Raw genomic sequence first — 23498 nt, 5'->3', positions numbered from 1 at the left:
TTATTGTTCTTTTTTATTTAAAAGTAGTTAAAAATATTTAATAAATTAATTTAGTATCTTGTCTTATAAGAGTTTTCTCCATTTTTTCAGTTAGTTTTTTTTCAGTAACAATATAATTAAAGCAATCTAATCCTGCGATTTTGTATCGACAACGTAATCCGTTCTTGCTGCTATCAACTAATAATGCCGATTGAACAGCGCGAGAAATCGCCATCCATTTACAATCAGCTTTTATTTGATTAGTCGTCAATGCGCCGTCATCTAAACTAAAGCCATCTGCGCCTATAAACGCCAAATCAATGACTTGTTCAGATAAATATTTCATGGTTTGAGTGTTATAAGCTGCAAGACTGCTAGCTTGTATTTCACCGGGGCAAATTAATGTTTTAACTTCTGTTCTATGGCTAAGTTCTATCGCGACATGCAGATCAGGAGTAATTACAATGAGCGGAATATTAATGTTGATAGAAAACTCCCGCATTGTCGTTCCTCCATCGATAAATATCACCATGCCTGGCTGCAGTAAACTCATTGCGATTTGCCCGATTCGCTTTTTACTCTCTGAAAAGCGACTTTGTTTGTCGTCATACAGTGGGGTTAAAGCTAAAAAACTACGCTTAATCTGCCCACCATAAGAGACGTTAACTAGACCTTTTTCTTGTAGATACTTAAGATCACGCCTAACACTCATGTGTGAAACAGAAAAAAGATTCGATAACGAATTGATGGTAGCAAAATCATATTTATCTAAATATTCTAAAATACGCTTATATCTTGGTAACTCTTGAATCATCATGTCTCTCTTTTTATATTTTATTAATTGAGTTAAATTCTAATTTCAATCTACAAATAATTACGTTAATTAATTAACACTTTCACATTTTGATTTAACAATTGTGAGGTCAATCTGATTTTATTTATTCAGTTAACACTATTTTGTTAAATTTTGCGCACATTGATAAAAAAATGAATATAAAGATTAAATTAGGTGAAAAATGTATCGACAATGAACGGATTAGGGGTTGTTACTAAACTTATCTAGTAATAAAATACTAGAATTATGTTTATATTCAGAATAAATAGAATTTAGAGTAACTTGCTAAATTATTTTTCGTTATGAATGATAGTTTTCAATCATATCTAGGGGTATGAAAGGGTATTAGATGAAACGACACTTTATTTGTCTCTTTTTAATTTTTAGTTGTAATGTTTTTGCAGAAAATTCTCAAATAACTGAGCAGTCAGATACAACAACGGTAAATAGCCAAGAAAAAAGTAATGTAGATACTTGTTTATCGGCTTATTTTGAAGGATTAAAAAGTAGCAATTTCAATCAAGCTGTTCAGCGTTGTATAAATATACCAGATAGCGAAGGAGAAATAGAATATGTAGCGGGATTAATGTACGCAAATGGCCAAGGTGTTGAGCGTAATTTTAACGCGACTTTAGAATATTTTTCTCGTTCAGCCGAACATAATTACGCTGATGGTCAGTATTCTTTCGGTTTAATGCTATTAGATAATAAAGATAATAAAGCTATTTATCAACAAGGTTTATCATGGCTAGAAAAAGCGGCTAACCAAAATCATATATTAGCACAATACTATTTAGGGGCGTTGTACTTCGAGGGAGATGGTGTTGAACGTAATTATGATAAAGCCAAAGAATTATTAGAAAAATCAGCTCAGCAAAACTATGCTCCCGCACAATACCACCTAGCTTTAATGTATGTGAATGGTGTTGGGCTAGAACAAGACTTTGACAAAGGTCTAGTATTATTGAACCAAGCTGCTGAAAATAACGATAGTAATGCTCAAAATACACTTGGTTTTATTTATACCGATGGTAAGCACGTTGCACCTGATTATAAATTAGCGCAAGAATGGTACGAAAAAGCAGCAAATCAAGGACAGGATTATGCTCAAAATCAGCTAGCCAATATGTACTATAAAGGCGATAAACTTGCACAAGACTACCAACAAGCGCTGTATTGGTATAAAAAATCTGCTGAGCAGGGGGATCTTATCTCGATGGCAACAGTTGGCTATATGTATGCTAACGGTCAAGGCGCAAAACAAAACTACCCCGAAGCTTATTTATGGTATGAAAAAGCAGCAAATGAAGGTTATATCCCCGCACAAACCGTACTTGGCTTGATGTATCAACAAGGCTTAGGTTTAGAAGCTCCAGATTACAAAAAATCACTTGAATGGTATGAAAAAGCAGCAGAACAAGATGATCCGTCAGCGCAAAATAGTTTAGGTGTTTTCTACGCTAGCGGTAAAGGCGTCGAGCAAGATACATTTAAAGCCATCTCTTTTTATGAAAAAGCAGCAGTTAAAGGATATACGCCGGCACAAAATAATTTAGGTTTAGCTTACCAAACGGGTTTTGGCAACTTAAAGGCAGATCAAGACAAAGCACTATATTGGTTTGAAAAGGCTGCTGCGCAAGGATATAAAAAAGCGCAAGACAACCTAGCTAACTTAAAAGCGCAAATTGCTACGCAAAAAACAGTAGAGACTAAACCATCGTCAGCATCAGCAAAAACACAAGTCGCATCTACCGCTACCAACAATAAGGTCAAGCTCAAGGTCAAAAACGGTACCAACACCAATCAAGCTAGTACGGCTAATAGTCTCAATAATGACATTGTTGATTTACGTATTGGGGATAATAAAAATAACTCTCGCTTTGTTATCGAGTCCCTAAAACCAGTTAACTATACTCTTACGCAAAATAGTGATGACTCTTTTACGTTAATTATTGATAAAATGTTAGTTAGCACCGATGTTGTAGCCCGCCTAAATAATCGCATAAAAAAGGTGTCTGGCTCTATTTCATCGATTGAAATAACACCCGATCAAGGTAACTTAAAATTAATTATAAAATTGAAGAAAAAAATATCGAACTTCAAAAAAGTACAATATAAAAACAAAAATAACCTTTTAGTAATCGATTTTATTTTTTGACTTTACTTTAAGACATTAAATTAAATAACTCGGCTATTTATATTTTATATCTAAATTAAATAGTCGAGTACATTTAGCTATCTAGTATGCTACCTTGCTATAACAGCGCGCCTTACATCCGATAATTCAATAATTGATAAATGTTATAGTCATACTTTGACATATTTCTTATAGAAATTGCTGGCGAATATAAATAATTTTGCAGCAAAAGAGAGATAGGTGTATTGCTATTGCCTTAAAACAGAACTTAACAAGAATAGATGGTGTATTGAAAACAGAATATGATTAAATATGCTTAACAAACCTTGATAAGCTTATTTCCAACATGTTGTTATAACTGAATCGATATAATAAACTCTCTATGCTATCTGTTAGCAATGATAAAACCGCTGTGGTTGTAGTGCTCCGCATAACGGATTTACTAAAATTGACTAATAACTAATGATCTGTACTGGCAATAGACATAAAATCAGAAAAGCAAGATTAAATAACATAAAGGCTGAAATATGCTCTAATACTATTGAGCATATTTTTCATTAGTCGTAGCTAAACCAATTGAGCTTTTGTCGCAGCGCGACAACAGGACCAATAATAATAATACTTGGACTGCGAGCGTGTAGTGCCATATCAGATAATTCTCGTAGTGAACCGCTGATAACGTTTTGTTTTGTGGTCGTTCCTTCCTCAATAATCGCAGCAGGTGTGTTCACTTCCATGCCATGTAAAATTAGCTGTTTTTGGATATTTTCTGCTTGTGATAAACCCATGTAAAAGACTAAGGTCTGCTTATCCGCAGCAAGGCTTTGCCAATCAAGGTTACTACCATCTTTTAAGTGACTCGTAACCAATCGTACACTATACGCATAATCTCGATGGGTTAACGGAATACCACTATAAGCAGAGCAGCCAGACGCAGCGGTAATTCCTGGAACAACCGAAAAAGGAATACGAGCATTATAAAGCGTTTCGAGTTCCTCGCCTCCTCGACCAAAAATAAATGGATCTCCCCCTTTTAATCTAACAACACGTTTACCTTTTTTGGCTTGTTCAAGTAGCATTTGATTAATCTGCTCTTGTGGAACACAGTGAAAACCTGCTCGTTTACCGACGAATACCCGCTCAGCATCACGCCGAGTTAAATTCATAACTCCGTCAGACACTAACCTATCATAAACAATAATATCGGCCTGCTGAATTTGTTGTAATCCTTTTAAGGTTAATAACCCTGGATCACCTGGACCCGCACCAACCAAAACAACTTCCCCTCGATCGGCAACAGGCTCGTCAAATAGTAACTGTGTTAGCCTATCAACCTGCTCGGAATCGTTGTTTGCTAAAGATTGTGCTAAGCGATCATGTGCAAATAGCTTTTCCCAAAAACGGCGCCTTTCTGTAATTGTTTTATAGGTTGCTTTTACTTTTTTCCGTAAATAACCGGCGTAGTTGGCTAGTTGACCTAAGTGATAGGGCAAAATAGCTTCTAACTTTTCTCTTAATAAACGAGCCAAGACTGGTGCTCTACCTGCTGATGATACCGCAACAATAATGGGCGAGCGGTCAATAATAGATGGCATGATAAAGCTAGCTGATTTTGGTGAATCGACGACATTACAAAAAAGATGCCGTTGCTCTGCTTCTTCGCTAATTTTTTGATTAATTTCATCATTATCTGTTGCCGCAATAACCAGCCACTTGCCTTGCAGTAAAGTTGGGTTAAATTCACCAGAGACTAGTTCAAGCTGCTTTTGAGTAAACCAACATTTGAACTGCTCGTTAAACGCTTTTGCATTTACAGTTATTTTCGCGCCAGCTTCAAGTAAAAGCCTAGCTTTACGCTCTGCAACTTCGCCCCCGCCCACTAATAGGCAGGCTCGATTTTCAAGTTTACAAAAGATAGGTAAGTAATCCATAAAGCCTCAACATGAAACAATAGTAACTCTAATTTAACAAACTATAAGTCAATATTGAATAGATTAATTTAGGTTTAGATACTTAGCTAGAGGAACCTAGCATCTAATTGACTAAAGTAATTTTAGTGTGATTTTATCTGCACAAAACCATTTTCACTTACTTTTACTTCATAGTGAGCAATAGAGTATTGTTCATCGTCAAAGCAATAACCATCTTTTAGACGAAAGCGTTGCTTTTTAAGCGGGCTTGCTACCCATAGGTCATTATCATGCTCAGCAATAATACCTCGAGATAAAACGCTAGCTTTAGCAAACGGATCTATATTACTTAATGCATAAAGCTCATTGTTATTATAGGGCCGAAAGATTGCAATATGCTCTTGGTTAACGAGAGCACAAACCCCCGTTGCAGGTAAAATATCATCGAATTTACAAATCGTTATCCATTGGCTCATATCCATTCTCCTGTTCTTTTTTCTCTTTCTTCTGCGGTTGCAGGGCGATGCTGATCGCGTTCAGGGATAATTTGTACATTGTCATCGCGTAAGTCGCTATTAATAAAATGAGCAAAACGACGTTGGCTTGCTGGATTATTGACTGTTTCTCGCCACTCGCAGACAGTTAATTTCCTAATACGAGCGATTTCATTTTCTAGCTCGGTATTAATCGACAACTTATCATCAATAATTATACTGCGTAAGTAGTCAATACCACCGTCCATATTTTCAAGCCATAACGATGTGCGCTGTAACTTATCTGCCGTGCGAATATAAAACATAATAAAGCGATCAATATATTTAATCAGCGTTACTTTATCAAGATCGGCGGCCAATAAATCGGCATGCCGTGGCTTCATTCCTCCATTACCACACACATAAAGATTCCAACCTTTTTCTGTTGCAATAACACCAATATCTTTACCCTGAGCTTCAGCGCATTCACGCGTACAGCCTGAAACCCCCAGCTTAAACTTATGCGGTGCGCGGATCCCTTTATAACGGTTTTCTAACTCAACACCTAAACCGACGCTATCACCAACTCCATAACGGCACCACGTACTGCCAACACAGCTTTTGGCCATACGCAAGGCTTTAGCATAGGCATGACCTGTTTCAAATCCAGCCAAGATTAGTTCTTGCCAGATTGCAGGTAGATCATCTTTTTGCGCGCCGAACAGACCGATTCGCTGCGAACCCGTAATTTTACAGTACAAATTATATTTTTTGGCTATCTCGCCAATCGCAATTAAACCTGCTGGAGTGATCTCTCCACCAGCACTACGAGGAATGATGGAATATGTGCCATTTTTTTGAATATTACCCAGAAAAATATCATTAGTTTCTTGTAATGGTACAAGATCGGGCTTAAGAATATATTCGTTCCAACAAGAAGCAAGTAAAGAAGCAATTGTTGGTTTGCATATTTCGCAACCATAGCCTTGACCATGCTTTTGAATCACATCTGCAAATGATTTTAATTCCTCAACTCGAATTAAGTGATAAAGCTCTTGGCGTGAATACTTAAAGTGCTCACAGAGTGCTTGGCTAACTTCGATACCTTGCTTAGCTAGCTCAAGATTAAGAATTTGTACAACTAATGGAATACAGCCACCACAACCTGTACCAGCTTTAGTTTCTGCTTTAATTGCTGCAAGGGTATGACAACCAGCCTGGATTGCATTAATAATTTTTGCCTTGCTCACATCAAAACAAGAGCAAATTTGTGCGCTATCTGGAAGCGCATCAGCACCCATCGCTGGCTTTGCTCCTGCATGAGAAGGCAGAATAAGCGTGTCAGGGTGCTCAGGTAAATCGATACTATTAAGCATTAATTGTAACAAATTATTATAGTCTGATGTGTCACCAACTAATACTGCACCGAGCAATTTCTTATTGTCACAGGAGACAACCAATCTTTTATAAACAGGGATACTTTCATCAAGATAAACATAACTACGACAACCAGCAGCTCGCGCTTTAGCATCGCCAATGCTACCGACATCAACACCCATAAGTTTTAATTTAGCGCTCATATCTGCGCCTTCAAATTTTGTGTTATCACCCATTAAATGCGATAAAGCTACTTGAGCCATCTTATAGCCAGGTGCGACTAAACCAAAGATTTTACCTTGCCAGCAAGCGCACTCGCCTATTGCATAAATGTCGGGATCAGATGTTTGGCAAGAATCATTAATTATAATTCCCCCTCGCGCGCCAATCTCTAGCTCACAAGATTTTGCCAGCTCATCGTGAGGGCGGATACCAGTTGAAAATACGATAAAATCAACTTCTAGCGTAGAGCCATCAGCAAACCGCATCAGTTTACCTTTTGCTGTATCAATGATTTCTTGAGTATTTTTACCAGTATGTACACCAACGCCAATTTCTTCAATTTTGCGCCGTAACTGCTCTCCCCCCATGTTATCCAATTGTTCAGCCATTAATACTGGGGCAAACTCAATAACATGCGTTTGCATACCCAAATTTTTAACCGCACCAGCAGCTTCTAACCCAAGCAAACCACCGCCAACCACTGCGCCACTTTTACTTCGATTTGCGCACTCTTTGATCGCATCAAGATCCTCAATTGTTCTATAGACAAAGCAGTCAACACCATTTGCACCCTTAATCGGCGGAACCCAAGGATAAGATCCCGTCGCAATAATTAATTTATCATAAGTAACAATGCGGCCTGTCTGCGAATGAATCTCTTTACGTTGACGATTAATTAAAATAGCACTCTCACCAACTAAAATATTAATATTATATTTAGCGTATAGCCCCTCATTAACAAGAGATAATGCTTCAGCAGTATGACCAGAAAAATACGACGAAAGATGAACTCGATCGTATGCAACTCGAGGCTCTTCACAAAAAATTGTAATATTGAATAGATCGGGCGGTGTTTTTTCGATTAGCTCTTCAACAAAACGATGCCCAACCATCCCATTACCGATAATAACGAGATTAGTTTTGCTCATAAAATACTCCAGTTTTAATTTTTAGCTTTATGTATCAATTATTAACTAACTATATTGTATGTAACCTTGTGTATAATATAAGTACTCTTAGGGATTACTACTTTTGAGGTATATTAAAAAATATTAGACAAGCTAATTACTTTCAGTATTTTTTAGCACTAATTTACTGCTTAATTGCTCAATTACAATCTTTAAGAATCGCTATGAAATTTTTTACAAGCGGAGATTTCACTTTTCATATTAACTAAAAATTATTTTTCGTTATGATTTTGCCTTAAAATATCATTACGGTATAAAAAATAGCTGCTTTTACTATTGCTGCAATTTGTATCAAGAATAAATGCTCAACAAGGTTGATTCTTTTTCTCAGCGTTATATTATTATTCTATCAATATAGAGGAGTTATATTATGCTAAAAACAGTTAATCCGACCCATACCGATGCATGGAAATCATTACAGACGCATTTTGAAGATATCAAAGATACAAGCATTAAATCACTTTTCAATAGCGACCCCAACCGCGCAGAAAAATTTTCCTTAACGTTTAATGAGCAAATTTTTGTTGATTATTCAAAAAATCTCATTACGCAAGAAACACTGGAAAAATTACAATCGTTAGCGAGAGATTGTGGGTTGGCTGAAGCGATTAAATCAATGTTCAGTGGTGAAAAAATTAACCAAACTGAAGACCGTGCGGTTTTGCATGTTGCACTGCGCAATCTTTCTAACACGCCAATTTACGTTGACGGTAGGAATGTTATGGATGATGTTAATGCGGTACTGAATAAAATGGAGTCTTTTAGTAACAGAGTAATTGCTGGTGAATGGAAGGGCTACACGGGTAAAGCAATCACCGATGTGGTTAATATCGGTATTGGCGGTTCTGATTTAGGCCCATTCATGGTGACTGAAGCATTACGGCCTTACAAAAACCATTTAACGATGCATTTTGTGTCTAATATTGATGGCACACAGATGGTTGAAACACTAAAAAAGGTTAACCCAGAAACAACACTATTTTTAGTTGCTTCAAAAACATTCACAACACAAGAAACTATGACCAATGCACAAAGTGCAAGAGATTGGTTACTTAAATCAGCACAAGATGATACCGCTGTGGCTAAGCATTTTGTTGCACTATCGACCAATACGAAGGAAGTTGCTAAATTTGGGATTGATACCGCCAATATGTTTGAATTTTGGGATTGGGTTGGTGGGCGATACTCATTGTGGTCAGCAATTGGCTTATCAATCGTATTATCTATCGGCTTTGAAAACTTTAAACAGCTATTAGCTGGTGCACATGATGTTGATAAACACTTTAGCCAAGCGCCTGCAGAACAAAATATTCCACTTATTTTAGCGTTAATAAATATATGGTATAACAATTTTTTTGGCGCAGAAACCGAAACAATTCTACCTTATGATCAATATATGCATCGATTTGCTGCTTACTTTCAGCAAGGAAATATGGAATCTAACGGTAAATACGTTGATCGTAATGGCGATAAAGTTAGCTACTCAACTGGACCGGTCATTTGGGGTGAGCCAGGTACTAATGGTCAACATGCGTTTTATCAACTCATTCACCAAGGTACTAAACTGATTCCATGTGATTTTATTGCACCTGCAATTAGCCATAATCCATTAAATGATCACCACGAAAAACTTCTGTCTAACTTTTTCGCTCAAACCGAAGCACTGGCTTTTGGTAAAACTAAACAAGTCGTTGAGCAAGAATTTATTTCTGCGGGTAAAAAGCTTGAAGATATGAGTGCAATTGTGCCATTTAAAGTATTTGAAGGTAATCGCCCAACTAATTCACTTTTAGTTAAAGAGATAACACCTTATACGCTTGGCGCGTTAATTGCTATTTACGAACACAAAATCTTTACTCAAGGGGTTATTTGGAATATTTTCAGCTTTGATCAATGGGGTGTTGAGCTAGGTAAACAATTAGCTGGGCGTATATTGCCAGAGCTGCAAAACGATAAAGCTATCGTGTCACACGACAGTTCAACGAATGGTCTAATTAATCGCTATAAATCATGGCGATAAATGTATTAAAAAAACCGCCAAATTGAAGTGACCCCCAATAGTTGGACAACCAATTACTGGGGGTCTTTTTATGTCAAAATACAGTCGAAATTTAAAAATTAGCATTGCTAATGAATTCTTATCAGGAGTATCATCGGAAATACTTTCGAAAAAATATTCTATATGTTCTAGCCAAATAAGGTATTGGGGGCAAGTGGTCGCGATTCATAGTAATGACTCTTTTCAACCAACATCGCATTTACGTGATGCGCAAGCAAGATTACAAGCGCTGGAGTTAATGTGGGCAAATGACTGGTCTCTCAGGTACACGAGTGCCATGCTTAATTTAGTCTCGCCAGGGATTTTGTCAGCTTGGCTTAATAGATACCGTGAAAAAGGATTCGTCGAGCTTGCACATCAATCTAGAGGAAGACTATCCATGAAGCCATCACGTATTGCATCGACTCATTGTAATGATGAAAAAACAGTTGAAGAATTAAAAGAAGAGATAACTTATTTACAAGCGGAAAACGCTGTTCTAAAAAAGTTGGAGGAGCTAAGACAAACAAAACGTCAACAAACAAAGAAAAAACGTTAGTTGTTTTAGCACTTAAATCTCAACATCCTTTAAAGTATTTGCTGTCAGTAACACAGCTGGCAAAAAGTGTATTTTATTATCATGTTAACAGGTTGAAAGAGCCATCTCCTTATGAGAAGGAATTAAAGCGTATTGAAGCGATTTACCATGAACATAAAGGACGTTATGGTTATCGCCGTGTTCATTTAGCTTTAATGAATGAAGGGAGTCAGCTCAATCATAAAACAGTACAGCGATTAATGGGAGAGCTTAATCTTAAATCGACAGTAAGGGTCAAAAAGTATCGCTCTTATCGTGGTGAGATAGGTAAAGCAGCCCCCAATCATCTTAAAAGAAAATTTAACGTTTCAAAACCGAATAAAAAATGGGTAACCGATGTCACAGAATTTAAAGTAAGTGAACAGAAAATTTATCTATCGCCCATTATTGATTTATACAACCAAGAAGTGATTGCTTATAGTATAGCTAAAAATGCACGGTTGACTTTAGTCACCGATATGCTTAAAAAAGGACTGTCACGATTAAAAAACAAACAAAGGCTCTTACTACATAGTGACCAAGGCTGGCAATATAGAAATCCCATTTATCAGAAGCAACTCGCTGATAATGGTATAAAGCAAAGTATGTCGAGAAAAGGAAATTGCTTAGATAATGCTGTTGCTGAAAACTTTTTTGGACTATTAAAATCAGAAATGTATCATGGGCAACATTTTAAAGATGCCGATGAATTGATTGAAAAAATAGAAGAATATATAGAATACTACAACACGAAACGGATTAAAGTTAAATTAAACGGCCTGACTCCGGTAGAATACCGAAACCAGACCTTACGAGCTACTTAACCAAAGTGTCCAACTATTGGGGGTCACTTCAAAATGGCGGTTTTTTTATCGAGCAAGCCGGCTATTTTTTTACCTTCATAATTGCTGTTTTGCCTTCTTCGGCGGCTCCTGAAAGCTTAATCAGCTCATGAATACTGTCCATATTAGAAATAACAACAGGAGTGAGAACCGATTTGGCCTTACCTTCAAGAAAAGCTAAATCAAACTCAATAATCGGCTCTCCAGCTTTGACTTGTTGTCCTTCTTCAGCAATTCGTTTAAAACCTTCGCCTTTTAGTTCAACGGTATCGATCCCAAAATGAACAAATAATTCAATTCCATCATCAGATTCTATTGCGAAGGCATGATTCGTTTCAAAAATTTTACCAATTTTACCTGATAATGGTGCAACAATTTTATTCCCCGTTGGCTTGATTGCAACACCATCGCCCACAATTTTCTCTGCAAAAACGACATCGGGTACATCTTCGATTTTAACGATCTCACCAGAGATTGGTGCTAAAATTTCAATATAATTCTGATCATCATCAGAAACAAGTTGTTTTAATTTATCGAATAAACCCATAGTTATCTCCTGCTAGCAAACTTGCTTTTCAGTTGTAAATTTTTCGAGTAAGTCACTAATTTCTTTTGCTGTCGCTTTTTGTAAAGCTTCATCCGCTAGTTTTTTTGCTTCGCTGAAATTAGTGTTACGAATAATTTTTTTAATTTTAGGAATTGAAATTGCACTCATACTAAACTCATCTAATCCCATACCAAGTAATAGTACCGTCGCTTTTTCATCCCCTCCTAACTCGCCACACATTCCCGTCCATTTACCTGCTTCATGCGATGCGTCAATAACACGTTTAATTAATCCTAATACCGATGGCGACATCGGATTATAAAGATGTGAAATTAGCTCATTACCGCGGTCAACTGCTAATGTGTACTGTGTTAAGTCATTAGTGCCTATGCTTAAGAAATCTACTTCTTCTGCTAAATGATGAGCAATAACTGCTGCTGCAGGCGTTTCAACCATAACGCCCACTTCAATTTTTTCATCAAATTTTTTATTTTCTGCTCGCAGTTGCTCTTTAAGAATATTAAGCTCCGATTTCAGTACTCTAACTTCTTCAACAGAAATAATCATTGGGAACATTATACGTAATTTACCAAATACGGATGCTCGCAAAATAGCACGCAACTGAGTGTGTAAAATATCTTTTTTATCCATAGCAATACGAATTGCTCGCCAGCCTAAAAACGGATTTTCTTCTTTTGGTAAGTGCATATAAGGGACATCTTTATCACCGCCAATGTCCATGGTACGAACAATAACGGATAGCCCATTTGCGGCTTCTGCAACTTCTTTGTAGGCTTTAAATTGCTCATCTTCATTTGGATAGGCATCACGATCCATAAATAAGAATTCGGTCCGGTAAAGTCCAACACCTTCATAACCATTACGATCTGCACCAGCTATATCACGCACCGTACCTATATTGGCACATACTTCTACTTGATGACCATCTAACGTTATCGCAGGTAAATCCTTTAATTTAGCCAGCTCTTCCTTGTCTGAAAGATACTGTTTTTGAACTTGTTTAAGTTTCTCGGTGGTTTTATCATCTGGATTTAGATAAATTTTATTATTAATCGCATCTAAAATGATATTGTCACCTTGTTTGATTTTTTTAGTCGCATTAGAGGTACCAACAATAGCAGGAACTTCTAGTGAACGAGCCATGATTGAAGTGTGGGATGTGCGGCCACCAAAATCAGTAATAAAGCCAAGTACCATATCAAGGTTAAGTTGTGCCGTTTCTGACGGGGTTAAATCAGTCGCAACCAGAACACAAGGCTCATAGATAGCGCTTAAATCAACAATTTCCATGCCAAGCACATTTTTCAATAAGCGTTTACCAATATCGCGGATATCAGCAGCACGCTCTTTCAAATATTCATCATCTAAACCTTCTAGCTCTTTCGCTTGCGCTTCAAATACTGAATGGACAGCTGAGTCAGCGGATGAATGCTTGGTTTTAATACGATTAATAACTTCGCCTTCTAAGTCTTCATCTTCTAATAGCATGATGTGACCTTCAAAAATTGCCGCTTTATCTTCACCTAAAGTGGCTTTTGCTCGCTCCATGATTGCACTTAGTTGTTCACTTGATTTTTGGCGTGCCTCTTTAAAGCGAGTAATTTCTGCATCAATTTTATTATCTGCAATTGGTCTAGTGTTTAGAACAATTTCATCTTCTTTTAGTAATAAGGCCTTTGCAAATGCAATACCTGGAGAAACGAGTATACCTGAAACCATAATTATTAATCCTTATCTGATGGTATGACAGAAATCTAATATTTTTATTCGGTGGGGGTTATTCTAACTCAGGAATCAGCTTAATTAAATGTGTTACCGACTCTTGCTCATCTTCGCCATCTGCGGAAATAGTAATAACTGTACCTTGCGTCAAACCTAAAGTCTGTAGCTTAAATAGGCTTTTTGCACTAGCACTTTTGCCATTAGATATGACGGTGATCTCTGAATTAAATGCTTTTGCTTCCTTTACAAATTGAGCTGCTGGACGCGTATGTAAGCCGTTTGGTGCAGTTATTGTAACATCTTGCTTATACATATTAATTTACCCCTAAATTTATTATTATTAATGTATTCAATATAAATAAAATTGGACAAAAAGACTAGTGCGTTTTCATGCCAATTCAGAAATCAGTTATTATCGATTTGACTGCTATTATGGCGAGGAAATCAAACCGAAACAAGCCCAATCATTAACTTGTTGTATAATATTAAATAAATTTTTCGCTTATTGTTAATGTGTTTTAAAAAAAACAGTTATAAAATAAGACTCTATCTTATAATTATAATAATATCATTTGCTTTATCATTTTTAAATGAGTGCTAGGGAGATTTCATTGTGGAAAACGTACAGGTAATTTGGGCGGCATTGATTGATGTATTAAAACGTCAAGTGTTACCTGCAACAGGTTGCACAGAGCCCATTTCTTTAGCTTTTGCTAGTGCAGTTGCAGCAAAATATTTGGTTAAAGAAAATATTGACCGTATTGAAGCAAAGGTTTCACCTAACTTAATGAAAAATGGTATGGGCGTCACCGTGCCGGGCACGGGCATGGTTGGTTTACCCATTGCGGCTACAGTTGGTATGTTTGGGGGAAACGCAGAAGCAGGGCTTGATGTGTTACAAAAAATAAAGCCAGCAGATGTCAACCGAGCAAAAGAATTTTTACAGCAAAAACAAGTTAGCGTTACGATCACCCCAACTGATAAGCCATTATATTGTGAGGTGACTCTTTATACTCAAGACGATTGGGCTCGCGTGCGCATAGAAGAATACCATACCAATATCATATTAATTGAACACAATGATCAAGTTATGTATCAAAAAAATGATATTCAAAGTGACACCAATCATGCTGTTAATATTATGGAGCAAGTATCAATTCAAACTATTTACGATTTTGTTAGTCACATCAGTTTTGATGACATTAAGTTTATCCTCAAAGCAGCTGAATTAAATGACGCACTGTCTAAAGAGGGGTTAGCACAAACTTATGGATTGAGCATCGCTCATATTCTAAATAATCAAGTGAGTAAAGGGTTATTATCTGATGATTTATTAACTAAAATTATGATTCGAACGACTGCTGCTTCTGATGCAAGAATGGGTGGAGCGGCATTACCCGCGATGAGTAATTCAGGTTCAGGTAATCAAGGTATTGCAGCAACAATGCCAGTAGTTGTTATTGCCGATTATATTAATGCTGATGATGATTTTTTGGCAAGGGCGCTTATTTTATCACATACCATTGCCATTTATATCCATAGCAAGTTTCCACCGTTGTCAGCGCTATGTGCTGCATCTACAGCCTCAATGGGCGCCGCGGCAGGTATGGTTTACTTATTAGATAAAGGTAATTTTGAAGCAGTGAATATGGCTATTTGTAATATGGTCGGAGATTTGACAGGTATTATTTGTGATGGCGCATCAAATAGCTGCGCGCTAAAGGTATCAACCTCAGCTTCCTCGGCATTTAAATCGGTACTAATGGCATTAGATAATGTGCGAGTAACAGGTAATGAAGGCATTGTCTGTGATTGCGTTGAATCCTCGATCAATAATTTATGCGCACTTGCAAGCAATAGTATGCGACAAACTGACGCCCAGATTATTGAAATTATGGCGAGTAAACCGTAAAAAATGGCGAATAAGTGGTAAAGTGTTGCTTATATAAACAAATAGGCAAGGATTTTTAAAAATCTACTAGACAAAATATTTAGAAATGCGTAATATTGCGTCCTGCTTATATGGTGGCTATAGCTCAGTTGGTAGAGCCCTGGATTGTGATTCCAGTTGTCGTGGGTTCGAATCCCATTAGCCACCCCATTAAGCTTACGGCGAGTAGCGCAGCTTGGTAGCGCAACTGGTTTGGGACCAGTGGGTCGGAGGTTCGAATCCTCTCTCGCCGACCATTTTTTAAGAAACCGATGAAAATCGGTTTTTTTGTGCCTACCACTTACGAGTTGCAAAACGCCAAAGAAAAATATCATAGCGGAAAAATTTGTCCACTTTTTGGCGAAGCTCAAATATCGGTTTTATAATTCTAAACGTAATAAGTAATTTTATACATGACATGCCAACTCCCCCTTTAAATCAACGACGATTATCGAGATAAAAACAGCGGAAAAGCATACAAAAATATCCATTTATGCGGTATTTAACTAATATTTAATAATTAGATTTATTCATTTTCTATCTGCTAATCGCTCGATAGTAGATATGTATCTGATAATTTATAAGCTTTAAATATTACTAAAATATTTCGACACAATCCGTTATTATAAATCTAACTAAAATAAACAGAGACCTAGTTATGCGAGTACTTGTTGTCGAAGATGAAAAGTCTATTTTGACTGTCTTAGCTAAACGCCTATCTCAAGAGGGATATAGCGTAGATATGGCATCAGATGGTCAAGAAGCTCTAGGTTATATAGAGATGGGTATTTATGATTGTATCGTTATGGATGTTATGTTACCAATACAAGATGGTTTAACGGTTTTAAAACAGATGCGAAAAAAGCATAATAAAACACCGGTACTACTTCTAACGGCTAAAGATGGTATCGGCGATAAAGTACTTGGTCTTGATGCTGGTGCCGATGATTATTTAGTTAAACCATTTATTCATGATGAGCTATCCGCTCGAATCAGGGCGTTACTTCGTCGTAATAGTGAACAATTATCAACCGTATTACAATTTTCTGATTTAACATTAGATCTTTCTACTCGAGCTGTTACACGCAATGGTAAGCATATTGAGCTTTCAGCAAAGGGGTTTACAATTTTGTCTTATTTTTTGCATAATCCCAACCGAGTGTTAACGCGCGATCAAATTATCGATCATGCCTGGAACTTTGACTATGACAATGATTCAAATGTAATTGATGTTTATATTGGTTACTTACGCCGTAAAATTGATGATAGTTTTGATAATAAACTGCTTCATACTGTCCGTGGTGTCGGTTATGTATTAAGAGATTACAATGAAAAAAATTAGCATTAGAACGCGAATAACTTTATGGTATACCTTTATGCTAATGATTTTTTTAGCAATAGGAGTTGCGGGCTCGTACAATGCAATGTATGACATATTACTGGAGCAACATCGAGTCGGTATGCAGAAAGGGGCGAATAATTTAGCTCGTTTAATTACTCGTGCCGATAATAGCGCTCAATTAGCCGTGCTTGAAAAAAAATGCTACCAAAAGATATCTACTTTGTCTTTTTTAACAACCAGAACCAAGTCAAGGCCGGCCAATATGAAACTTGGATGACTGAAATCCCTAAACAATTGGAGCAAATACGCACTATCGAACACGATGGTCAATACTGGTTCGTTTATGATAATCCGATTAATGAAAATGCCAATGAAATCAGTTGGTTTAGAACAACAATAGAGACTACGCCTACTTTTCAAGCGCTAAAGTCAATGCGAGAAAAAGGAATGATTTCTATTATCCCTTGTTTATTATTAGCGGCTTTAGGTGGATTTTTTATCACTCGTTGGGGGCTAAAACCGATTAAAAATATCGCTAAAACAGCCAAAGAGATTGGTGATGGAGATCTATCTAAACGCATTGAACTCATTGCCGCAAAAGATGAAATAGGCGAGCTACTCACTGAGTTTAATCATATGGCAGATAATGTGCAAAATGCCATCGAAAGAGAAAAACAGTTTAGTTCCGATGCGTCACATGAAATCAGAACGCCGATATCCGTTATTATTACTAACGCAGAATACGCTATAGAAAGTAAAGATTTACAAATTTGTACTCAAACCTTAGAACTGATTATCACAAAAAGTAGGCATATGCAGCAGATGCTTTCACAACTGATGATTCTAGCTAGGGGACATGAACAAGCTCAAGCGATGGAACTTGAAAATCTTAATATTAGTAATATTATCAGCGATATTGCCGAAGAACGAGCACCTAAAGCAAGAGAAAAAAATATCACCATTCGAGTCGAATCAGAAAAAGAAGTAGTGGTAAATGCCGACCTTATGTTGTTCTCTAGAATGATAACCAACTTGATTGATAATGCCGTCCAATATGGCACTAAAGATGGTTACATTAATATTGATATTTATAAAGACAGACATGCACAAAATGCCGTTATTTTAATTGTCGATAATGGTATTGGTATTGCGCAAAGCGATCTGCCTTTTATTTTTAATCGTTTCTACCGAGCCGATAAATCACGTTCTCAGTCAGGCTCCGGATTGGGACTATCGTTTGTTGATTTTATCGTAAAATTACATAAAGGAACGATTGCCGTTGATAGTTATCTTGATAAAGGTACATGCTTTAAAATTGAAATTCCATTAGTAAAAAATCACATTTAAACTATCAAAAGCTAAAATGAATTACCCTATCGATGTTAAGTTACAATAACTTAACATCGATTAGCTTATTATAACGAATAGTTTTGATTTCATTACTCCCTTGTTAAGGCTTCAATTGGATTGAGCTTAGCCGCATTTTTGGCGGGCATGAAACCAAATACAACCCCGATGAGCATCGAGAAAATAATAGAGAACACCATAATATCGGTAGAGAAAGATAGCGTAACGACATCCGCTAAAAAAATCCCTAATACTAACCCAATTAAACCAGAAAATACCAACCCTAATATTCCGCCAATCATACAAATTAGCACCGCTTCAATTAAAAACTGCTGCATAATATCAGCTTGCTTAGCCCCTATTGCCATACGTAAGCCGATCTCTTTTGTACGTTCAGTCACCGAAACAAGCATAATATTCATCACCCCGATCCCGCCAACAATTAATGAAATTAGCGCAATACCTGATACTAATATTGTCATCGTACTAGTCGTGCTTTCTATCGTTTTTTTGATACTATCAGAGTTAATAGTAAAAAAATCTTTACTACTGTGGCGTTGAGTTAATGCTTGGATAATACTATTTTCAGCCATTTGTGAACTAACATTATCAGCAACTTTTACGGTAATCGAGCTAATGTATTTACCGCCAGTTACTTTATTCATAACCGCTGTATAAGGTGCCCATAATGTTAAGGAATCAGAGGACATTCCTACTGTGGTAAGCTTTTTAGCAACGCCAATTATTTTTAGTGGCTTTTTATTAAAAATAATTATTTTTCCTAGTGGATTTTCACCATTGGAAAATAGCTTATTTTTGACATTTTGATCAATAACCACAACCGAAGCATTATCTTTAACATCTTGCGCGCTAAAAGTACGACCTGACTCAATATTAATACCTTTAACATTAAAGTACTGCTCACCAACACCGTTAAGTTGTGCGCTGACAGATTGATTCGCAAATGTAATCGTACCGCTTGTTGAGCTATTTGGCGTGGTACTATCAATATAGTTTTGTTGTGTTAAAAAGTTTGCATCACCAACAGTTAATGTTTTAATTTTATTAGAACGCATATCACCAAAATTTTTACCAGGTAAAATATCGATGGTATTTGTTCCCATGGCATTAATATTTTCCATAATCGTTTTTGTTGAACCCTGCCCTAACGCAACAACAGTAACTACGGAAGCGATACCAATAATAATACCTAACATCGTTAGAAGTGAACGCATTTTATGTGATAAAATGGCTTGAATCGACATTTTGAATGATTCAAGCAGCATATATTTATAGTGAGAAAAAAGATTACGAGCTGTTTTTTTCGTAGGTATTAAAGATTGGCAAATATCTTCATTTTGACGGTAATCAGTGATAATCAAACCATCTTTAATTTCAATGACACGACTAGCATAATTCGCAATATTTTTATCGTGTGTTACTAAAATAATCGTATGACCTTTTCGATGTAAATCGATGATAATTTCCATCACATTTTCACCACTTTTAGAATCAAGAGCGCCTGTTGGCTCATCTGCTAAAATTATCTCACCACCATTCATCAAGGCACGTGCAATACTTACTCTTTGCTGCTGACCACCTGAAAGCTCATTTGGTTTATTATCTAATTTTTCACCTAAACCCAAATCAGTTAGCAATGATTTAGCTCTCGCTCTGCGCTCTGTAATATTAGTGCCATTATAAATCGCAGGTAAGGCAACATTTTCCAGAGCGCTTAAATTGCCTAATAAATTATAGCGTTGAAAAATAAAACCAAACGTTTTAGATCGCAGCTCAGCCAGCTGACTATTACTCATCTGACTTGTTTCAATACCATTGATCTGATAAGATCCTGATGACGCAGTATCAAGGCAGCCAAGTATGTTCATTAATGTTGATTTACCAGAACCAGATTGTCCGATTATCGCGACAAAATCACCCTTTTCAATAGTCAAATCAATACTTTTTAGCGCATATACTTCATTATCCTTATTACCAAAAAGTTTATTAATTTGGTTGATCTTAATAATATCCATAACTTACTCCTAATTGGCTATTATTTTTATTTAACTAACAATAGCCAATGAATGTTCTTATTAAACTTAAGTACAATCCGTTACATCATCCGACCAGGACGTTGCATCGCTCCAACTGAACTATTAATTTCCTGATCACTCATTTGCGATTGTATGACAAGTTCGCCTTCATTTAGCCCACTTGTTACTTCGATATTAAGACCGTCAGATAACCCTGTCGTAATCTGTTTTTCTGACACTTTGTTATTATTTTCAAGAATTCTTACGTAAGTCTTACCATCATGCTCAGATAAGGTCGCCATTGGAATAGTTAATACATTCTCTTGATAGGCAATTTTGATAGTATCTTGTGTTGTCATACCAATACGTAACTTTCCTTCAGAATTAGGGACTTCAAGTCGCCCATAGTAGTAAATAGCCGCATCGGAACTTCCTCCCTGCACATAGCTTCCATTAGTTAAAGTTGTAAGACCTGGATCGATCGCTTTTAATTTTGTTGTAAAGATGTCATCTGGCGATGAAAGCACTGAATATGTCACTGTCATGCCTGGTGCTATTTTATTAATATCACCTTCTGAAATTTCCATCAGAATTTTCATTTCAGTCAAATCGGCAATTTGTACAATTGTTGGGGTAGACATGGCGGCATTCACTGTTTGTCCTTCTTCAACTGGCACCGAAACTACTGTTCCATCAAGTGTTGAAAGAATTTTGGTATAACCTAAATTAACTTTAGCAGTATTTAATGATATCTGTGTTTGTGATATTAATGATTTAAGTTCAACCACATTAGATTTTGCAGTGGCATAAGTACTTTGCGCTTCTTCTAGGCTGGCTTTGGATGCTGCTTTTTGCGCATAAAGTGTAACTTCACGATCATACTGTGATTTAGCGACAGTAAGTTGGACCTCTGCAGCATCATATTGCGCTTGATAGCTATCAAGTTTAGCTTGCTCTGTATCGTAAGTATTTTGCTGAGTAGTTGAATCTATTTGAGCAATTAAATCACCTTTTTTAATTGTTTGTCCCAATTTTACATAAAGCGTTTCAATTTGCCCCGAAACTTGTGAACCAATTGTAACAAGCTGAATTGGCGCAACCTCACCTGTTGCACTGACCTCTTGATTAATATTGCCTTTATTAACCGGAACCGTAATATAATGGATCTGCTCAGATGTTTTAAAGAATAAAAAATATAATGCTATACCGACAATCAGTACGCCAATGGAAATAATAACTTTCAAATTATATTTCATAAATCACCTTAACTTAAATTAATTCTGTTATTCAAATTAAGGGTACTATAAAGAGTAGGTATGAAAGCTACATGAAAATTAAATGAAAGAAATTTCATATTCTATTTCATGTAGCAAATTGCAGGTTATTATAATGACTTATTCAATATATTTCTTACAGGAGCAAAACTCTTACGATAAATATGATTTACGCCATATTGTGAAATTGCATCTATATGAGCTTTAGTCGGATAGCCCTTATGCTGAGCTAAGCCGTAATGAGGGTAAATATTATCCAGCTCTTGCATTTCCCTATCACGAGTCACTTTAGCTAAAATAGATGCGGCCCCAATTTCTTGGACAAGGCTATCGCCTTTTATTACGGTCTGGGTTGTGATACCAAAATCAGGCGCACGATTACCATCAACTAGCACAAAATTAGGTTTAATCGATAGCCCAGCAACGGATCTTTGCATCGCCAGCATAGTTGCATGCAAAATATTTAGCTGATCAATTTCATCAACACTTGCTCTTGCAATGCTCCATGCGAGTGCCTGCTCTTTGATAATATCAAATAAATATTCACGTTTTTTTTCGGTTAGTTTCTTTGAATCAGCGAGCCCCTCTATCGGTTTATTTGGATCTAAAATCACTGCGGCAGTAACTACGTCACCACATAATGGCCCTCTACCAACTTCATCAACGCCAGCGATTAATCCAACATTGTGAGGATAGATAAATATCATAGCTCAACTCCAATTACGTCAAGTACTGCTCTAGCTGCCTGTTCATCAGCATTGCAGCGAATTTGCTGGTGTAATGATAAAAAAGTTGCTTTTAATAATGAATTATCACTACTAAGTAGCATCATTATATGTTGAGCAATTTTTTCAGGAGTACAATCCTCTTGTAGCAGCTCTGGGACGATTTCCTTTCCAGCTAAGATATTCGGCAGCGACACATAAGGCGTTTTAACTAATTTTTTGGCTAACCAAAAGGTAAATGGTTTCATTTTATAACCAACCACCATCGGGCATTTTGCTAGCATGCATTCTAATGCAACGGTTCCCGATGCAAGAATAGCCGCATCACTTGCAATCATCGCTTCTCTGGCATGCCCATCCAATAATTGAATAGATAATTTCGGTGCAATTTTAGCTTTGATCTCTTCAAATTCTAGTCTTCTTTTTTGATTAGCTAAAGGCACAACAATATGCAAATTAGGCACAGATTGACTAACCAATTGCGCAGCTTGCAAAAACGGCGCGGATAATAACGTGACTTCCGCATGTCGACTGCCTGGTAATAACGAAAGCACTTTCATATTTTGTGGAATATTTAGCAGTGATTTCATGTGGTTTTGGTCAGGAAGCAAATCAATATCATCTGCCATTTTATGACCAATAAAATGACAAGGTACATCATGTTTATCATAGAAGGATTTTTCAAAAGGTAAAAATGTTAAAATCAAATCAGTATTACGTTTAATCTTAAACACGCGTTTTTGTTTCCATGCCCAAACCGAGGGACTAACATAATGTATCGTTTTTATACCTGCCTGTTTCAACTTTCCTTCTAAAGAAAGATTAAAATCAGGTGCATCAATGCCTATAAATAAATCAGGTTTTAATGCTTTAATTCGTTTAGTAATATCTTTACGGATTGACAATATACGGCGTAATTTACCTAATACTTCAACAATCCCCATCACTGATAATTCGTCCATTTGGTACCAAGCTTGACAGCCTTCTGCTTGCATTTTTGGCCCAGCAATACCCACAAATTGAATATTAGTATAATGCGCACGTAAAGCCCGAATCAGGCCCGCACCTAAAATGTCACCAGACGTTTCGCCCGCGACAACAGCAATAGTTAAACAGCGTTGATGGTTATCGTTCATAATGATTCAATTTAGTTGAATTAAATATAATAGGCAAATGATGTATCGCAAAGCGACACA

The 23498-nt window shown here is 36.6% G+C and carries 19 protein-coding genes and 2 tRNA genes; 10 read left to right on the top strand and 11 right to left on the bottom strand.

All coding sequences use genetic code 11. The features are described from left to right. Positions 1–37: 37 nt before the first annotated feature. Positions 38–796 carry a DeoR/GlpR family DNA-binding transcription regulator gene (locus RHO12_08840; GenBank protein WVD65484.1) on the bottom strand — a complete coding sequence of 253 codons (759 nt, stop codon included), beginning with the start codon at positions 794–796 and terminating at the stop codon, positions 38–40. Between the two features lie 367 nt (positions 797–1163). Between RHO12_08840 and RHO12_08835 the strand changes: the two genes are divergently transcribed. Next, positions 1164–2972, top strand: coding sequence for a hypothetical protein (locus tag RHO12_08835; protein WVD65483.1), 1809 nt, complete (start codon positions 1164–1166; stop codon positions 2970–2972). A 536-nt stretch (positions 2973–3508) separates the two neighbouring features. On the opposite strand, the gene cysG is transcribed toward RHO12_08835, so the two are convergent. From cysG to nirB, 3 genes are all read right to left on the bottom strand, one after another. Further along, entirely contained in the window at positions 3509–4882 is a 1374-nt protein-coding gene (gene cysG / locus RHO12_08830; GenBank protein ID WVD65482.1) for a siroheme synthase CysG, read from the bottom strand. A gap of 122 nt (positions 4883–5004) precedes the next feature. Continuing rightward, entirely contained in the window at positions 5005–5337 is a 333-nt protein-coding gene (gene nirD, locus RHO12_08825) for a nitrite reductase small subunit NirD (protein ID WVD65481.1), read from the bottom strand. Next, a complete protein-coding gene (gene nirB / locus RHO12_08820) occupies positions 5334–7862 on the bottom strand; it encodes a nitrite reductase large subunit NirB (GenBank protein WVD65480.1) in 2529 nt (842 codons plus the stop codon). The genes nirD and nirB overlap by 4 nt, the downstream gene beginning before the upstream one ends. A 409-nt stretch (positions 7863–8271) precedes the next feature. Here nirB and pgi point away from each other — a divergent pair, with 409 nt between their 5' ends. From pgi to RHO12_08805, 3 genes are all read left to right on the top strand, one after another. After that, on the top strand, positions 8272–9921 hold the full coding sequence (pgi, locus tag RHO12_08815) for a glucose-6-phosphate isomerase (GenBank protein WVD65479.1): 1650 nt from the start codon (positions 8272–8274) through the stop codon (positions 9919–9921). A 70-nt stretch (positions 9922–9991) separates the two neighbouring features. After that, complete coding sequence (locus RHO12_08810; protein ID WVD65478.1) at positions 9992–10498, top strand: helix-turn-helix domain-containing protein; 507 nt, start codon at positions 9992–9994, stop codon at positions 10496–10498. Continuing rightward, a complete protein-coding gene (locus tag RHO12_08805) occupies positions 10396–11340 on the top strand; it encodes an IS3 family transposase (protein WVD67392.1) in 945 nt (314 codons plus the stop codon). Before RHO12_08810 ends, RHO12_08805 begins: the two co-directional genes overlap by 103 nt. 61 nt (positions 11341–11401) lie before the next feature. Here RHO12_08805 and crr read toward each other — a convergent pair whose 3' ends face one another. From crr to ptsH, 3 genes are read right to left on the bottom strand one after another with little or no spacing between them, the layout of a single operon-like run. Next, entirely contained in the window at positions 11402–11905 is a 504-nt protein-coding gene (gene crr / locus RHO12_08800) for a PTS glucose transporter subunit IIA (protein ID WVD65477.1), read from the bottom strand. 12 nt (positions 11906–11917) lie between these two features. Next, positions 11918–13645: a phosphoenolpyruvate-protein phosphotransferase PtsI gene (ptsI, locus tag RHO12_08795; protein WVD65476.1), complete on the bottom strand. Its 1728-nt coding sequence runs from the start codon at positions 13643–13645 to the stop codon at positions 11918–11920. Between the two features lie 58 nt (positions 13646–13703). After that, on the bottom strand, positions 13704–13961 hold the full coding sequence (gene ptsH / locus RHO12_08790) for a phosphocarrier protein Hpr (protein ID WVD65475.1): 258 nt from the start codon (positions 13959–13961) through the stop codon (positions 13704–13706). Positions 13962–14261: 300 nt separating this feature from the next. Here ptsH and RHO12_08785 point away from each other — a divergent pair, with 300 nt between their 5' ends. The 6 genes from RHO12_08785 to RHO12_08760 all read left to right on the top strand — a co-directional run bounded on the left by RHO12_08785 (position 14262) and on the right by RHO12_08760 (position 18267). Beyond that, positions 14262–15560, top strand: a complete 1299-nt coding sequence (locus tag RHO12_08785) for an L-serine ammonia-lyase, iron-sulfur-dependent, subunit alpha (protein WVD65474.1) — start codon at positions 14262–14264, stop codon at positions 15558–15560. A gap of 113 nt (positions 15561–15673) precedes the next feature. Then, positions 15674–15749: transfer RNA gene (locus RHO12_08780), tRNA-His, on the top strand. Positions 15750–15758: 9 nt separating this feature from the next. Then, positions 15759–15835: transfer RNA gene (locus tag RHO12_08775), tRNA-Pro, on the top strand. Positions 15836–16236: 401 nt separating this feature from the next. Beyond that, positions 16237–16920, top strand: a complete 684-nt coding sequence (locus RHO12_08770) for a response regulator transcription factor (GenBank protein WVD65473.1) — start codon at positions 16237–16239, stop codon at positions 16918–16920. Next, on the top strand, positions 16907–17197 hold the full coding sequence (locus tag RHO12_08765; GenBank protein WVD65472.1) for a hypothetical protein: 291 nt from the start codon (positions 16907–16909) through the stop codon (positions 17195–17197). Before RHO12_08770 ends, RHO12_08765 begins: the two co-directional genes overlap by 14 nt. Further along, complete coding sequence (locus RHO12_08760; GenBank protein ID WVD65471.1) at positions 17194–18267, top strand: HAMP domain-containing sensor histidine kinase; 1074 nt, start codon at positions 17194–17196, stop codon at positions 18265–18267. Before RHO12_08765 ends, RHO12_08760 begins: the two co-directional genes overlap by 4 nt. 92 nt (positions 18268–18359) lie before the next feature. On the opposite strand, the gene RHO12_08755 is transcribed toward RHO12_08760, so the two are convergent. From RHO12_08755 to lpxB, 4 genes are all read right to left on the bottom strand, one after another. Continuing rightward, positions 18360–20303 carry a MacB family efflux pump subunit gene (locus tag RHO12_08755; GenBank protein ID WVD65470.1) on the bottom strand — a complete coding sequence of 648 codons (1944 nt, stop codon included), beginning with the start codon at positions 20301–20303 and terminating at the stop codon, positions 18360–18362. Between the two features lie 80 nt (positions 20304–20383). Then, entirely contained in the window at positions 20384–21559 is a 1176-nt protein-coding gene (locus RHO12_08750; protein ID WVD65469.1) for an efflux RND transporter periplasmic adaptor subunit, read from the bottom strand. 128 nt (positions 21560–21687) lie between these two features. Beyond that, complete coding sequence (rnhB, locus tag RHO12_08745) at positions 21688–22284, bottom strand: ribonuclease HII (GenBank protein ID WVD65468.1); 597 nt, start codon at positions 22282–22284, stop codon at positions 21688–21690. Beyond that, positions 22281–23438, bottom strand: coding sequence for a lipid-A-disaccharide synthase (gene lpxB, locus RHO12_08740; GenBank protein WVD65467.1), 1158 nt, complete (start codon positions 23436–23438; stop codon positions 22281–22283). The genes rnhB and lpxB overlap by 4 nt, the downstream gene beginning before the upstream one ends. Positions 23439–23498: the final 60 nt, after the last annotated feature.

Source organism: Orbaceae bacterium lpD02 (assembly GCA_036251875.1).
Lineage (GTDB): Bacteria > Pseudomonadota > Gammaproteobacteria > Enterobacterales > Orbaceae > Orbus > Orbus sturtevantii.
This window is presented reverse-complemented; position numbering and strand designations above follow the sequence as displayed.

Bases quoted from the DNA above. Each gene is read 5' to 3' on its own strand.
- RHO12_08840 (WVD65484.1), bottom strand. From the start codon at position 796: ATGATGATTCAAGAGTTACCAAGATATAAGCGTATTTTAGAATATTTA.
- RHO12_08835 (WVD65483.1), top strand. From the start codon at position 1,164: ATGAAACGACACTTTATTTGTCTCTTTTTAATTTTTAGTTGTAATGTT.
- cysG (WVD65482.1), bottom strand. From the start codon at position 4,882: ATGGATTACTTACCTATCTTTTGTAAACTTGAAAATCGAGCCTGCCTA.
- nirD (WVD65481.1), bottom strand. From the start codon at position 5,337: ATGAGCCAATGGATAACGATTTGTAAATTCGATGATATTTTACCTGCA.
- nirB (WVD65480.1), bottom strand. From the start codon at position 7,862: ATGAGCAAAACTAATCTCGTTATTATCGGTAATGGGATGGTTGGGCAT.
- pgi (WVD65479.1), top strand. From the start codon at position 8,272: ATGCTAAAAACAGTTAATCCGACCCATACCGATGCATGGAAATCATTA.
- RHO12_08810 (WVD65478.1), top strand. From the start codon at position 9,992: ATGTCAAAATACAGTCGAAATTTAAAAATTAGCATTGCTAATGAATTC.
- crr (WVD65477.1), bottom strand. From the start codon at position 11,905: ATGGGTTTATTCGATAAATTAAAACAACTTGTTTCTGATGATGATCAG.
- ptsI (WVD65476.1), bottom strand. From the start codon at position 13,645: ATGGTTTCAGGTATACTCGTTTCTCCAGGTATTGCATTTGCAAAGGCC.
- ptsH (WVD65475.1), bottom strand. From the start codon at position 13,961: ATGTATAAGCAAGATGTTACAATAACTGCACCAAACGGCTTACATACG.
- RHO12_08770 (WVD65473.1), top strand. From the start codon at position 16,237: ATGCGAGTACTTGTTGTCGAAGATGAAAAGTCTATTTTGACTGTCTTA.
- RHO12_08765 (WVD65472.1), top strand. From the start codon at position 16,907: ATGAAAAAAATTAGCATTAGAACGCGAATAACTTTATGGTATACCTTT.
- RHO12_08760 (WVD65471.1), top strand. From the start codon at position 17,194: ATGACTGAAATCCCTAAACAATTGGAGCAAATACGCACTATCGAACAC.
- RHO12_08755 (WVD65470.1), bottom strand. From the start codon at position 20,303: ATGGATATTATTAAGATCAACCAAATTAATAAACTTTTTGGTAATAAG.
- RHO12_08750 (WVD65469.1), bottom strand. From the start codon at position 21,559: ATGAAATATAATTTGAAAGTTATTATTTCCATTGGCGTACTGATTGTC.
- rnhB (WVD65468.1), bottom strand. From the start codon at position 22,284: ATGATATTTATCTATCCTCACAATGTTGGATTAATCGCTGGCGTTGAT.
- lpxB (WVD65467.1), bottom strand. From the start codon at position 23,438: ATGAACGATAACCATCAACGCTGTTTAACTATTGCTGTTGTCGCGGGC.